The sequence below is a fragment of the Saccharibacter sp. 17.LH.SD genome, assembly GCF_009834805.1.
In the GTDB taxonomy this organism is placed as follows: Bacteria; Pseudomonadota; Alphaproteobacteria; order Acetobacterales; family Acetobacteraceae; genus Saccharibacter.
The window spans coordinates 262,795-275,646 of the sequence record NZ_WVHO01000011.1 but is presented as its reverse complement, the minus strand read 5'-3'; the positions used below and the strand labels follow the sequence as shown (position 1 = coordinate 275,646).

Genomic DNA, 12,852 nt, shown 5'->3' with positions numbered 1-12,852 from the left:
ACAGCAAAAACGGGGGCGTCCCGCAGATGCCGTGAATCCTTCCTCCTCTGATCGTGAGGCTCGTTCGTAATGCGTCGTTTTCGTGTGTCTTTACCCACCCCACAGGAATTGTCATTAGGCTTTATTACCATTTTATGGGGAGGCACGTATTACGTTCTTCATATTGCGATGCAGAGTAGTGGGCCGCTTTTTTTTGTGGGAGCACGTTTTGTCGCGGCGGCCCTTATTGTCTCGTTGCTGACAGGGTGGAAGAGCCTTCGTAAAATCACGGCATCAGAAATAAGGCATGGCTGCTTAATTGGGGCTGCTTTGGTGAGTGGCTTTGCTCTGCAAAGCTCGGGGTTGATGACAATATCAAGTAGCCGATCTGCTTTCTTAACTGCCCTTTATGTGCCTTTGGTGCCTATATTGCAGTGGATTATACTACGTAGAGCGCCCAGCTTTATGAGCTGGATCGGGATTGGCTGTGCCGTTGTTGGTTTGACGCTTATATCCAATCCTTTCCAAGGAAGTTTTTCTTTCGGGCGAGGGGATGCGTTGACCCTTGTCGCGACGGTTGCGATGGCTCTGGAAATTCTCTTTATTGGGATGTTTGCCGGGAATGCGGATAGTCGGCGCATTACAATTGTTCAGCTTGTTTTCGGTGCGATATTAGCCTTCGCAGCTATGCCATTATTTGGTGAGCATGTGCCTTCTTTCTCGTGGGGGTGGGCATCCTGTGCATTGGGGATGGGCCTACTGAGCGCTGTTGTGCAGCTTGTGATGAATTGGGCGCAGCGGTCTGTTTCCCCAACACGGGCGACAATGATTTATGCGACTGAGCCTGTATGGGGTGGTTTAGTAGGATACTTAGTGGGAGAGGCACTTCCCTCTACCACTCTACTTGGTGCTGCGTTCATTGTCGGTGGAGTGGTGTGCAGTGAAATACGTCCTAATTGGCCAAGATTGCGACGCACTTTCCGCGGTGCCGTGGCGCGTGGGAACCGTATCCCTGCGATGTCTGAATTTGTGATACGTGATTTCGATGAGGAAAAGAGCCGTCAGAAATCATCACAGGAGACGCGTTGATCTATGTTAGAAGGTCACGGGGTATTTGGTTATCTGAGTTTAGCGTAGATTTTATTTATCGAAAGCGTGTTGCACCGCCGCTCTGCTGCCGTTAAGCGGAGAAAATATTTGGCAGGAGGAGAAGAATATTATGCCGATCATGCCTGATCACTGGATTCGCCGAATGGCCCTGGAAAACGGCATGATCGAGCCGTTTGTGGAAGCTCAAAAACGTGAGGGAGTCATTTCATATGGTCTGTCTTCCTATGGGTATGATGCGCGTGTCGCTGATGAGTTCCATGTTTTCACTGATGTTGACAATGCTGTTGTGGACCCCAAAAATTTCTCTGCTGACAGCTTCGTGACCCGTCGAGGCAATATTACAATACCACCAAATAGTTTTGCCTTAGCGCATACCATTGAGAGGTTTCGGATCCCGCGTGATATTTTGGTCGTTTGTCTGGGAAAATCTACCTATGCGCGTTGCGGCATTATTGTGAATGTCACACCGCTTGAGCCGGAGTGGGAAGGCCAGGTAACAATAGAAATTAGTAATACGACCCCATTACCAGCACGTATTTATGCCAATGAAGGCATTTGTCAGTTTTTATTTTTCAAAGGTGAAAGTCCCTGTGAAGTAAGCTATGGCGATCGTGCAGGAAAATATATGAACCAATCTGGTGTTACTCCCCCGCGTTTGTGAGAGAAATTATGGATCATTTTATTATTCAAGGTGGCCATCAGCTTCATGGTGAAATTGCTATTAGTGGTGCCAAAAACTCTGGGCTGAAGCTCATGGTGGCTGCGCTGCTCACCGATGGGCCGCTTATTCTCTCGAATGTGCCTGATATCGCTGATATTCGTACAATGCGCTCTTTGCTAACTGGCCTTGGCCTTGATGTGCATGAGGTTGATGGGCCGCATCATCTGAGCCTTGGGGGGCGGGCGAATTCAGTTGAAGCACCTTATGATATTGTAGCGCAGATGCGTGCTTCAATTTTGGTTTTAGGTCCTTTATTAGCCCGTGCCGGTGAAGCTCGTGTTTCTCTTCCTGGTGGTTGTGCGATTGGTACCCGCCCTGTTGATCTGCATTTGAAGGGGTTTGAGGCTTTAGGTGCTGAAATTGATCTAGAAGGTGGGTATATTAACGCGAGGGCACCGGCAGGTGGGTTGCGGGGTGCACGGATTATGCTGCCTTTCCCGAGTGTTGGTGCGACCGAAAATATTTTGATGGCAGCGACCCTTGCAAAGGGGACGACAGAAATCGTTAATGCTGCGCGAGAGCCAGAAATTGCGGACCTTGTTGGGTGTCTGAACGCTATGGGCGCGAAGATTCATGGTGAGACATCTGGTACGATTGTTATTGAAGGGGTTGAGCGCCTTCATGGGGCGGAATATGCTGTGATGCCCGATCGTATTGAGTGCGGGACATATGCTTGTGCTGTTGGGATCACAGGCGGTGACCTTCTGCTAGAAGGTGGCCGGATGGGGGATCAAGAAGCAGTTATCCAGGCATTGCAAGAAGCTGGTGTGAGCGTGCAAGAGGATGCGCGTGGTCTGCGCGTTCAGTGTAATGGGCGTCTACAGGGGATTGACCTTACCACCGAGCCTTATCCTGGTTTCCCGACGGATATGCAGGCACAATTTATGGCGATGCTATCTGTTGCAGAGGGCGCTTCAATGATGACTGAAACGATTTTTGAAAATCGTTTTATGCATGTGCCTGAGCTGAACAGGATGGGGGCGCGGATTAATATCCAAGGGCGTTCTGCGATTATCAGAGGTGTGCCTCGCCTTTCAGGAGCTCCTGTTATGGCGACAGATTTGCGAGCTTCATTCTCACTCATTTTAGCGGCATTAGTGGCTGAAGGTGAGACGGAAGTCAGCCGTATTTATCATCTAGATCGTGGTTATGAAGGGGTGGATCGGAAGCTTTCTGCTTGTGGTGCAGCCATTCAACGGGTGCATAATACTCATTAGATAATACGCTCGGTGGCGCGATGGGCTCTTACGACGTAAAATGAAGTAAGAGCCCACGTACCACTCAATATAGTGGCTTAGAAATTGTTAAGCTGCTTAATTAGTGATGAGACATCAGGTGCGACGTGATAAAAATCATGCGCATGTTTTTCGGCAAAGCCTTGTTTGATAGCGGTATCGAGTGTTTCGATAAGAGATATCGCCCAGCGGTCAGTGTTGAGAATAATGATTGGTTTGTCGTGTAGACCAAGCTGACGGTTGACGAGAATTTCACTGAATTCATCGAATGTGCCGAAACCACCAGGCAGAATGATATAGGCATCTGCAAGGTCGAAGAGTTTTGCTTTACGGCTGGGCATATCCTCAGTGATTTCGAGGTCCGTTACGCCTTCATGTAAAAGCTCTCGGGCTTCCAAAAAGCTGGGGATAATGCCTTTAACGTTGCCACCTGCTTGAAGGGTTGCATCGGCAACGCTTCCCATAAGGCCTGCTTGTCCGCCACCGTAAATGAGGGTGATATTATTTTGTGCAAGTGCTGTGCCTAAGGAACGGGCGTCTTCTGTATAGCGTGCGGAGTAACCACTTCGAGAGCCACAAAATACGGAACAACTTTGAATGGTCATAATTTATTTATCTCCTAAAAAAAACGCTGAGGGGATAGCTCCCTCAGCGTATTATTCAACGGCCTATGAGCCGAGGTTAAGATGTTTTTTGGATACCACAACCGGGAATACGCGCTAAAACTGTCGTAAAGAAAATACCGCTTAAGCAAAGAACGCCAACGGTGCCGAACATCACATACCAGCCCAAGTGTCCTTGGATGAATCCCATGAGTGGACCGACGATAGCAATCGTTAAATCGGTAAAGACAGAGTAAGCAGCAATAAGAATACCACCAAATTCTGGGCCATCGGTTTTCACGGCCATCGTTCCCAAAGCGGGGAAGAGAAGGGAGAATCCTGCACCCGTTAAGGCCGCCCCTAAAAGGCCACCGAGCTCAGTATGCATAGTACAGAAAACAGCCATAGCGACGGCTTCTGTGATCAGAGAGATAAAGGCAACGGGGATACCACCGCGTTTATCAATTTGAGAAGCAAAGAGAATCCGCACTGCTACAAAAACAGCAGCGAACGTGCCGAACGCGATACCAATGCCCTGCCAATGTTGGGAGTTGTAGTAGATAGAGAGATAGCCGTTAACTGTGCCGAACCCGAAAGAACCCGCAGCTAGTCCTGCGCCATAAGGTAGAACCTTCCGAAGTGCTGTAAAAAAGGACATTGGAGCGCCCTTTTTAGGAAGGGGTTTGACGCCTTTATAGAACAGAAGAAGGATGAACCCACCAATACCTAATAACGTAGATAAAATTCCAACGGACATGAGGCCAATTGGGAAAAGATTCATGCCACTGAGCCATTTACCAACACTGACCCCAAGGGCGATCCCACCATAAGAGGTTACACCGTTCCACGATATCGCAACCGAGGCGTGCTCAGAGCCAACGCGGCGGATGTTCCATGTTGTGACAGAGGTCGCTGTCCAGCTTTCCGCCCAACCGATAAAAAGGCGACTTAGAATGGCGATCCCTAAGATGAGGGTAGCGGAAGCGCCTGTGACGCCAATGATACCTGGCATAGCTGATGCGACACATACCAGCAGGCCTGAAATCGTACACGCGATCAGACCGTAGGTAAGAATTTTTTTCGGCCCGAATTTATCGACCAGCTGTCCAGCGACCAAGCGTGTCAAGAATGTACCGAGATACTGAAGGGTAATAGTCATACCTGCGACAGCGGTGGAAAATCCCAGCGTGCTGTGGACGAACTGGGCTCCAATTACAGCATTTGGAAGGCCAATAACGAAATAAACAAGGAGGTTAAAGAAGACTACAGGCATCACGACCAGCGTCGGTGAGCCAGGAAGATTCTCCCCAGTTTCGACTGACATACTATTCCCCTTTGCAGTTTTCTGCGTCGCCTCCCTCCGTAGTAATCAAAAGAAGGCGATATTGTGTTTTCACCATAGGAGAGAAGATCTCATTCGTCACGCTCTGAACGGTCATGCTTTTTTTAGAGTTCGGTTATATCTGCTATGCAGGAATAGATGGGGGGTGAGTGATAATGCGTCTTCAGGACTCCATGCCCTTCAGTAAGTCAGGGGGAGCGTGTTTTGTGCAATCTCAGCCTAAGGAGTTTTATTCACATGGATGAAGAAACAATTCGTCAGGCCCAAAAAAAAGCGGGTTATCAGCTTTTGTCGAGCAAGGAAGTTTATAAAAATCCTTGGACAGCCGTCCGTGAGGATAGGATTATTCATCCGAGTGGACAGAAGGGACTTTATGGGATCGTAGAACGAGGCGTATTTGCCGTTATTTTACCGCAACATGAAGACGGAAAAATTTCTCTTGTAAGGCAATTTCGTTATCCCGTGGGTGAACGGTTATGGGAATTTCCTATGGGAATGTGGGAGACTCGTAGTGATGTAACCCCTGAGGAATTGGCGTTGGGAGAGCTTCGTGAAGAAACGGGGTTGCGCGCAGGTGAGCTCATTCATGCAGGGACAATGTATCAGGGGGCAGGGTATTCCACACAAAAAGGACATGTATTTTTAGCGCGCAACTTGGTGAGAGGTGAAGCAGAGCGGGAAGCCACAGAAGCGGATATGACCGTTCACGATGTCACCTTGGCTCAATTTGAATCGATGCTGGCCAATGGGGACATTACATGCATGGTGACAATCGCCGCATTTGCACAAATCCGAGCACGGGGGCTGATCTGAAACGAGTACAATTTTTGGTTTGCCTATTGAGGAACAGTGAATGGGTGAAGCCGTGTTGTTTCGCTCTTGTTTTGGCTATTGTTCCGTTAGTGTTGTGGCATCTACCTATTGTCCAACGGGTTATTCTCCATATTAGTGCGCTGTGTCATGAACCAGGGGCCCCAATATGGTTTTTGGTCTTTGCGATTCCATATTGTGCGGTTGGTTTGTCACGGCAAGTATTGTGTCTCATAGCTGGTGCTGGCTTTGGGGTTGTGGAAGGCTTGTGTTGGTGCAGCCTGGCGTATGAAGTGGGTGCGTTGCTGAGTTATGGTTTTGGACGTTTTCTCTCAGAAGATAATAAAATGGTGCATCTGGACAATCGAAGGGGCGTAAAAGCTTTTCTACAGTCCGCGCCTTTTCGGGCTGTCTTGGGGTTGCGTCTCATGCCTTTTGGATCTTCTTTGCTCGTGTCTGTTTTTTCCGGGGCTATTTATCTTCCGTGGAAGGCTTTTGCCTGCGCGACGGCCTTAGGAGGGCTCCCGCAGAATGTTGTTTTTGTGATGGCTGGAAGTGGTATTAATGTTGGCCATGAATATGAAGCTTTTCTTGCTGTCATGTTATTTACAACGTCTATTTTGTTGGGGATCTATCTATTAAGACGTTATCGCGCAAATGAACGAGAGATTCTGTTGAGTAGAGATCGTTCTGCCATGTGATGATGCGTTTTTATGGGTTATGGAGAATAAATATGCCGGCCTCAGGGCGTTTTTCATTCGATAGGGCCCTGGTAGGGAATGAATTGATCCCAGGGAGGCCATTGCCATTTTGGCTCCCTATTTTATTGGGGACATTGACAGCTGTTGGCCCGGTTTCGACAGATATCTATTTGCCGGCATTACCTGAGATGGAGCGTCAACTTGGAGCGGCACCAGGGTCCGGTAGTTTAACGATGGCCGCTTGGGTTGCTGGTTTGGCAGTGGGACAGCTTATTGTTGGCCCATTGACGGACCGTTTCGGAAGGCGTCTTCCCCTATTGATAGGGACGTTATGTTACGCGATCGCCGCAGCTGGTTGTGCGTTAGCGCCAACAATGTTTGTGATGTGTGCCTGTCGAGCAATTGCGGCTTTCATGGCAGCAGCAAGCTTGGTGGTTCCCAATGCGTGTGTGCGAGATTTAACGCAGGGGGATGCGTCAGCCAAGATGATGTCGCGCTTGATTATCATCCAGGGGGTTGTTCCTATATTAGCGCCGGCATTGGGTGGCTTTGCCCTGCAATTTATAAGTTGGCGTGATATTTTCTGGGCGACGTCATGTTATGGTCTTCTCGGTTTTTTTGTCGTCTTGCTCTTTTTGCCGGAGACGCTTTCTCCTCTTCATCGACGGGATTTTAAGCTCGGACCCGTTTTGGTTCGATATGTTCATACCTTTAAAGAACAACATTTCCGTTATAATGGCCTGATATGGATGATCCTGGGTTTTGTAACCTTCACCTATCTTACGGCAGCGCCATTTCTATTTGAGACAGTCTTTGGTCTTACACCCTTTCATTATGGAATGCTGTTTGGGATTTTTGCGGTTTGCATGATCGGGACATCGCAAATAAATGCTTTTTTTGTCGGGCGATATCGGAGCAAAACACTCCTGAAAATTGCGCTCTGTTTGGGGTTTTCTGGGAGTGTTGTTTTATGTTTATTAGCTATTTGGTCGGCCATTGATGTCCTGCCTTCTGGGCACCTAAAAGCTGTCTATCTATGGCCGATTATTGGTGCGCTTATGCTAACGTTGGGCCCGACCGGAGCCATGGGGCCCAATGCTGCAGCGGGTGCCTTACGGTATCAAGCCGACAATGCAGGATCTGCTGCGGCTTTGGCAGGGACGGGACAGTATGTCATGGGGATGTTTGCGAGTGCATTATTCTCATTCTTGCCGGTAGGTACCGCTGTGCCGATGGCCATTATGTTGTTATTGGCCATGATCACGATGTTGGGGCTCTCTTTCTGTGTAACGGAATAAGGTTTTCTTTAAGAGAGAAAGAAGGGCTTGAGCCCGTCATAGCTGTCGCCTACAGAATGGGACCTTTCTGCGTTTTGCATTTATTGTAAGAAGGCCCGTTCCTATGTCATATCATGATCCTGCTCCTCTGGATTTAAAGAGCTATATTCGTGAGGTGCCGGATTTTCCAAAGTCGGGAATCCTTTTCTACGATATTTCAACGTTAATTCGAAATGCTGAGGCCTGGCAGGTCGCAACGTCACGTCTCACGCAATCCGTGTTGAAGTTTCAGCCTGATCTCCTAGCGGGGATTGAAAGCCGTGGGTTTTTAACGGCGGCACCTCTGGCGATGCGGCTAGGTTGTGGCTTTACGATGCTGCGTAAGCCTGGAAAATTACCGGGGAAAACCATTGCTCACCAATATGGTCTCGAATATGGCCATGATGAACTCCATATCCAGGAAGATGCAGTCCGTCCTGGCCAGCGCGTCGTGGTGTTGGATGATCTTCTTGCGACAGGTGGGACCTTAGCGGCATCGGTAGATTTGTTACGGAAGGTAGGCGCTCATGTTGTTGGGGCTTCCGTTTTAATTGAGCTTACGGCTTTGGGTGGTCGCCGTAAGCTGGATGTCCCTGTGACATCTTTATTGACGTACGAGGGATAAATTTATGACGTCACCAAAAATCACCTTATCGACGGCTCAGCTATGGGAACGCCGTTATCGTAATCAGCCTTCTACATCTTTGCCTGATAATGAGATTTTACGTCTCCAGATGGCGCATCACAGTGTGCGGTCGTATCGGAGTGACCCAATTCCCGAGGGATTTCTGGAGATAGGAATTGCTGCGGCATCATCAGCCGCGACATCGTCTAATTTACAAACATGGTCAGTGGTGGCCGTCAAGGATCAAGAAAAGCGGAATCGACTAGCTGAATTAGCTGGTGGGCAAGTTTATATTGCTCAGGCTCCGGTTTTTCTTGCGTGGGTAGTGGATTTATCACGTTTGGAACGTGTTGCTCAGCGTGAGGGACATAGTGCGGAAGCCCTTGATTACGCTGAGAGCTTTTTGATGGGGACATTCGATACAGGGATTGCTGCGCAAAATGCTGTTGTTGCGTTTGAATCTCTTGGATTGGGTACTGTCTATATTGGTGGCCTTCGTAACCATCCAGAAGAAGTGGCGGCCTTATTGGAGTTGCCAGAACGCACTATCGCGGTTGTTGGGATGTGTGTTGGTTACCCAACCGACAATGCAGCTGGTGATATTAAACCCCGGTTAGCGCAAGATGTGGTGTTGCATCATGAACAGTATGAGCATCATCAGGAAGCCGAGCGGGTTGAAGCGTATAATCAGCGCGCGGATGCGTATCAGCAAGAGCAGGGGTTATCGTCACGCCGGTGGACAGAAACGGTTTCTATGCGTGTCGCGAAGGCCGCTAGTCTTGGTGGGCGGCATGTGATGCGGCATGTGCTCCAACGTTTAGGTTTCCCGCTCGATTAAGGACACTCGATGCCGTCACTTCCCGTTTCTGAGGTTCTTCCACGATTACATCAAACGCTTGACCAAGGGTCTAATGGTGTTTTGGTGGCTCCACCGGGAGCGGGGAAAACAACAACTGTTCCACTGGCGCTCTTGGAGCATCAACCCGCTTGGTTGAGAGAAAAGCGTCTCATCCTCGTGGAGCCTCGTCGCGTGGCCGTTCGTGCAGCCGCAGCACGAATGGCTTCTTTATTGGGAGAGAAGCCCGGTGAAACGGTGGGATACCGCACACGTGTTGATAGTGCTGTATCCGCTAAAACGCGTATTGAAGTAGTCACAGAAGGGCTATTGGTTCGACGGTTATTGAGCGACCCTTTGTTAGAGGGTGTTGGAGCTGTTCTATTTGATGAGGTGCATGAACGTTCCCTCGATGGTGATACGGCTCTAGGTTTTGCTTTGGATGTGCAACGTAATTTTCGTAATGATCTACGATTGCTCGTTATGTCTGCCACCTTGGAAGGGGACATTTTTACAAAGCGTCTTCAAGCCCCTTTGATCGAGAGCAAAGGGCGTCAGTATCCCGTTGAGATACGATATCGGCGTGATATTGCCCAGTTGCGTGATCTTCCAGAAGTGTGTGCACAGGCTATTCGAAGTCTTTGGGAAGAGGAAGAGGGGTCGATTCTGGCTTTTTTGCCAGGTGTTGGGGAAATCCGTCGGACACAAGCTGCTTTGGGAGAGCGTTTCCCTGTTTTTCCCCTCTATGGGGAGCAATCGGTAGAAGGGCAAAGTCTTGCATTGGATCCACGCTCGGGACGGCGGGTGGTATTGGCGACATCCATTGCTGAAACATCCGTGACGGTTCCTGGTGTGAAGATTGTCATTGATGGCGGGTGGAGGCGTTTGCCGCAACGCGACCCAAGTACAGGGATTTCAAAATTACAGAGCCGTCGTATTTCTCGGGCTACGGCGGAGCAACGGGCGGGGCGCGCTGGCCGAGAAGCCCCTGGCATTGCTGTGCGTCTCTGGTCTGAGATGACGCAGCGCAGTCTTATCGTGCAGGAAGTTCCAGCTATCCGTGAAGTGGACTTATGTGATTTTGCGTTGAGTGCGGCGGCGTGGCGAGAGGTTATGGGGACTTCTCCAGATGATCTTCCATTAATTGAGGCGCCGCCTTCAGGAACGTTTGCCGCGGGGCAAGAACTACTGAAACAACTAGGCGCTATTGATCAGGTGGGAGCCTTAACGTCTCTTGGTCGGCGTATGGTCGGTTTGGGAACCCATCCTCGGCTCGCGGCCATGTTATGTGCCGCACGGACCCCACAAGAAAGTGTTACGGCAGCCTGTTTGGCAGCATTACTTGAAGAGCGTGATCCTTTCCGTAGTGGGGGCGAAAAAGCCTCTGCCAATGTAGATATTCGCCAGCGTCTAATTCTGTTTGCTCAGGAAGATGCGCGTGTGCCGAGAGGGGTGACACGCCTTTTGAGGCAATCGGCAAAACGTTTTTTGCGGCGTGTTGGTGTTGCTGTGTCTGGAGAGTTGCTCCCAGAAATGGACTGTGTCGGTACCTTGATTGTTGCGGGTTTTCCGGATCGTGTGGCGCAATTAACAAATGGGGAGGGGCGATATCGTCTTGCGGGCGGGGGGAGCGCGCGCGTTCCTGTATCTGACCTACTAGCGCGTGAGAAGCTTTTGGCTTCGGCTGCGTTTCACGTAAAACGTGGGGCTGATATAACGCTGGCCGCTCCTGTGAATGTGGAAACATTTCCTCCTTCTGTTGCGGCACAATTGACGGAACAACGTGAAGGGAGTTTTGACGGTCATTCAGGTCGTGTCATTGTAAGGCAGCGTTTGCGCTTGGGAGCGTTAGTGTTGCGAGATCGCAATGAGCTGGCAACCCCAGAAGAGGCCATACCCGCCCTAAGAGCAAAGGTGCACTCTGATGTGCGACGTTATTTAGAGTGGTCAGATGCTGCCAATCAGTTCCAGGCACGAGTAGCGCTCGCGCGTGCGCATTATGCCCCCCATTTACCAGATCTTTCTGATGAAGCATTGGCTCAGTCTCTTGAATGGTTGGAACCTTGGCTTTCTGGGTTAGATCGTCTTGCACATCTTAAAGCGTTAGACGTCGTGGAGATGCTTCGCGCGTGTCTTGATTACCAAGATGTGCAGGAACTTAACCGTCAATTGCCTGCTTATGTGATGTTGAAGGCGGGCAAACAGGCCATTGATTATACGGGAACCATCCCTGCTGTATCAGCACGTGCACAAGCTTTTTATGGAACGGTATCCTTGCCTTTACTGGCAAATGGGAAGGTTCCTTTACATGCTGTTTTGCTTTCTCCAGCGGGTAGGCCGCAAGCTGTGACAGCAGATTTAGCGCGTTTTTGGCAGCATGGATGGCACGATATGCGGCGTGATATGCGTGGGCGTTATCCCCGACATGCATGGCCAGATGATCCTTCCCAAGTTGATCCTCCTTCTCGTAAGGAAAGATAAGGCGAGAGTGCTCACCTGGATTTTTGACAACTCACAAAAGTGAGATATGTCATAATTAAGAGGGCGTGTAAGTATTATGAGCACAATACAACGTTTTTCAGGGCAATTGGCTCTCATCACAGGAGCTTCTGGAGATATTGGTTTGGCTGTAGCCAAACGTCTGGCCAGCGAGGGGGCGGATCTCGTCCTTTTAGGTACGAATGGTGATAAGCTTGAAAAAGCAAAGCGTGATGTTGCTGTTTCAGAGCGTCATGTCAGTACAGTCATTTGTGATGTTTCTGATTATGACAATGTTGAAGCCGTAATTGCCCATATTGAGAAAAATATAGGGCCGATTAGTCTTCTATTTAATAATGCAGGATATCAGGGGGTATTTGCCCCTATCCATAAATACCCACCAGAAGATTTTAAGCGTGTTATAAAAATCAATCTACTTGGTGCCTTTTATCTTATTCGGGCTGTATCACCATATATGGTGCAGCGGAAATTTGGTCGTATTGTCAACACGACGAGTATGGCGGGGCTGCAAGGGCCACCCAATATGGGCGGTTATGGGGCATCCAAATTTGGTGTGGTGGGATTAACGCAGGTTTCTGCTCGAGATTTGGCGCCATATAATGTTCGTGTGAATGGGGTTGCGCCGGGCTTGATGGGGCCCGGATTTATGTGGGATCGTCAAGTAGAATTACAGTCTAAGGTTGGATCTCAATATTTTTCTTCTGATCCGGAAGAAGTTAAAAAGCAGATGATTGGCATTATTCCAATGCGTCGCTTAGGAGACATAGAAGAAATTCCAGGCGTGGTCTCATTCTTAATGAGTGAGGATGCAAGCTATATTACAGGGGTAACGTTACCCATTGCAGGCGGACGTTAATATTCTTTTTAATGAAAAATATTTATTGAAATTTGTTCAATATCATAGGGGAAATTAATGGAGATTAAAGGATATTCTCCAGGGGAGTTGCCTCATGACCGTTAGTATCATGGTGTGTGCCCTATCTCGTAAAAAATCCAATTAATAGGATGGGTTTGCTTATTGAGCGATAGGGCGTGTCTCAATAAGCATGTTTCCTCGTATTAAAGGATCGGGAGAAA

At 49.1% G+C, this 12,852-nt stretch carries 12 protein-coding genes; 10 read left to right on the top strand and 2 right to left on the bottom strand.

The window, feature by feature from the left end; translation table 11 throughout:
• Positions 1-69: 69 nt before the first annotated feature.
• The 3 genes from GS501_RS08000 (at position 70) to murA (ending at position 3,027) form a co-directional block, all read left to right on the top strand.
• On the top strand, positions 70-1,068 hold the full coding sequence (locus GS501_RS08000; RefSeq protein WP_160831336.1) for a DMT family transporter: 999 nt from the start codon (positions 70-72) through the stop codon (positions 1,066-1,068).
• Positions 1,069-1,198: 130 nt separating this feature from the next.
• Positions 1,199-1,750, top strand: a complete 552-nt coding sequence (gene dcd / locus GS501_RS07995; protein WP_160831335.1) for a dCTP deaminase — start codon at positions 1,199-1,201, stop codon at positions 1,748-1,750.
• 8 nt (positions 1,751-1,758) lie between these two features.
• Positions 1,759-3,027: a UDP-N-acetylglucosamine 1-carboxyvinyltransferase gene (gene murA, locus GS501_RS07990; protein ID WP_160831334.1), complete on the top strand. Its 1,269-nt coding sequence runs from the start codon at positions 1,759-1,761 to the stop codon at positions 3,025-3,027.
• A gap of 77 nt (positions 3,028-3,104) precedes the next feature.
• On the opposite strand, the gene GS501_RS07985 is transcribed toward murA, so the two are convergent.
• Positions 3,105-3,650: a TIGR00730 family Rossman fold protein gene (locus tag GS501_RS07985; RefSeq protein ID WP_160831333.1), complete on the bottom strand. Its 546-nt coding sequence runs from the start codon at positions 3,648-3,650 to the stop codon at positions 3,105-3,107.
• A gap of 76 nt (positions 3,651-3,726) precedes the next feature.
• Positions 3,727-4,971 carry an MFS transporter gene (locus GS501_RS07980; protein WP_160831332.1) on the bottom strand — a complete coding sequence of 415 codons (1,245 nt, stop codon included), beginning with the start codon at positions 4,969-4,971 and terminating at the stop codon, positions 3,727-3,729.
• A gap of 255 nt (positions 4,972-5,226) precedes the next feature.
• On the opposite strand from GS501_RS07980, the gene GS501_RS07975 reads away from it, so the two are divergent.
• From GS501_RS07975 to GS501_RS07945, 7 genes are all read left to right on the top strand, one after another.
• The gene (locus tag GS501_RS07975; RefSeq protein WP_160831331.1) at positions 5,227-5,802 is read left to right on the top strand and encodes an NUDIX hydrolase; all 576 of its coding nucleotides are present in this window, start codon (positions 5,227-5,229) and stop codon (positions 5,800-5,802) included.
• A 44-nt stretch (positions 5,803-5,846) separates the two neighbouring features.
• Positions 5,847-6,500 (top strand): VTT domain-containing protein, encoded by a 654-nt coding sequence (locus GS501_RS07970; RefSeq protein WP_160831330.1) that lies wholly within the window; start codon positions 5,847-5,849, stop codon positions 6,498-6,500.
• A gap of 32 nt (positions 6,501-6,532) precedes the next feature.
• Positions 6,533-7,798 (top strand): multidrug effflux MFS transporter, encoded by a 1,266-nt coding sequence (locus GS501_RS07965; protein ID WP_160831329.1) that lies wholly within the window; start codon positions 6,533-6,535, stop codon positions 7,796-7,798.
• A gap of 103 nt (positions 7,799-7,901) precedes the next feature.
• Positions 7,902-8,441 carry an adenine phosphoribosyltransferase gene (locus tag GS501_RS07960; protein WP_160831328.1) on the top strand — a complete coding sequence of 180 codons (540 nt, stop codon included), beginning with the start codon at positions 7,902-7,904 and terminating at the stop codon, positions 8,439-8,441.
• Positions 8,442-8,445: 4 nt separating this feature from the next.
• The gene (locus GS501_RS07955; protein ID WP_160831327.1) at positions 8,446-9,279 is read left to right on the top strand and encodes an NADPH-dependent oxidoreductase; all 834 of its coding nucleotides are present in this window, start codon (positions 8,446-8,448) and stop codon (positions 9,277-9,279) included.
• A 9-nt stretch (positions 9,280-9,288) separates the two neighbouring features.
• On the top strand, positions 9,289-11,757 hold the full coding sequence (hrpB, locus tag GS501_RS07950) for an ATP-dependent helicase HrpB (RefSeq protein WP_160831326.1): 2,469 nt from the start codon (positions 9,289-9,291) through the stop codon (positions 11,755-11,757).
• Positions 11,758-11,833: 76 nt separating this feature from the next.
• On the top strand, positions 11,834-12,631 hold the full coding sequence (locus tag GS501_RS07945) for an SDR family NAD(P)-dependent oxidoreductase (protein WP_160831325.1): 798 nt from the start codon (positions 11,834-11,836) through the stop codon (positions 12,629-12,631).
• Positions 12,632-12,852: the final 221 nt, after the last annotated feature.

Coding starts and splice junctions, on each gene's coding strand:
- dcd (WP_160831335.1), top strand. CDS start 1,199: ATGCCGATCATGCCTGATCACTGGATTCGCCGAATGGCCCTGGAAAAC.
- GS501_RS07985 (WP_160831333.1), bottom strand. CDS start 3,650: ATGACCATTCAAAGTTGTTCCGTATTTTGTGGCTCTCGAAGTGGTTAC.
- GS501_RS07955 (WP_160831327.1), top strand. CDS start 8,446: ATGACGTCACCAAAAATCACCTTATCGACGGCTCAGCTATGGGAACGC.
- GS501_RS07980 (WP_160831332.1), bottom strand. CDS start 4,971: ATGTCAGTCGAAACTGGGGAGAATCTTCCTGGCTCACCGACGCTGGTC.
- GS501_RS07960 (WP_160831328.1), top strand. CDS start 7,902: ATGTCATATCATGATCCTGCTCCTCTGGATTTAAAGAGCTATATTCGT.
- GS501_RS07945 (WP_160831325.1), top strand. CDS start 11,834: ATGAGCACAATACAACGTTTTTCAGGGCAATTGGCTCTCATCACAGGA.
- hrpB (WP_160831326.1), top strand. CDS start 9,289: ATGCCGTCACTTCCCGTTTCTGAGGTTCTTCCACGATTACATCAAACG.
- GS501_RS08000 (WP_160831336.1), top strand. CDS start 70: ATGCGTCGTTTTCGTGTGTCTTTACCCACCCCACAGGAATTGTCATTA.
- murA (WP_160831334.1), top strand. CDS start 1,759: ATGGATCATTTTATTATTCAAGGTGGCCATCAGCTTCATGGTGAAATT.
- GS501_RS07975 (WP_160831331.1), top strand. CDS start 5,227: ATGGATGAAGAAACAATTCGTCAGGCCCAAAAAAAAGCGGGTTATCAG.
- GS501_RS07965 (WP_160831329.1), top strand. CDS start 6,533: ATGCCGGCCTCAGGGCGTTTTTCATTCGATAGGGCCCTGGTAGGGAAT.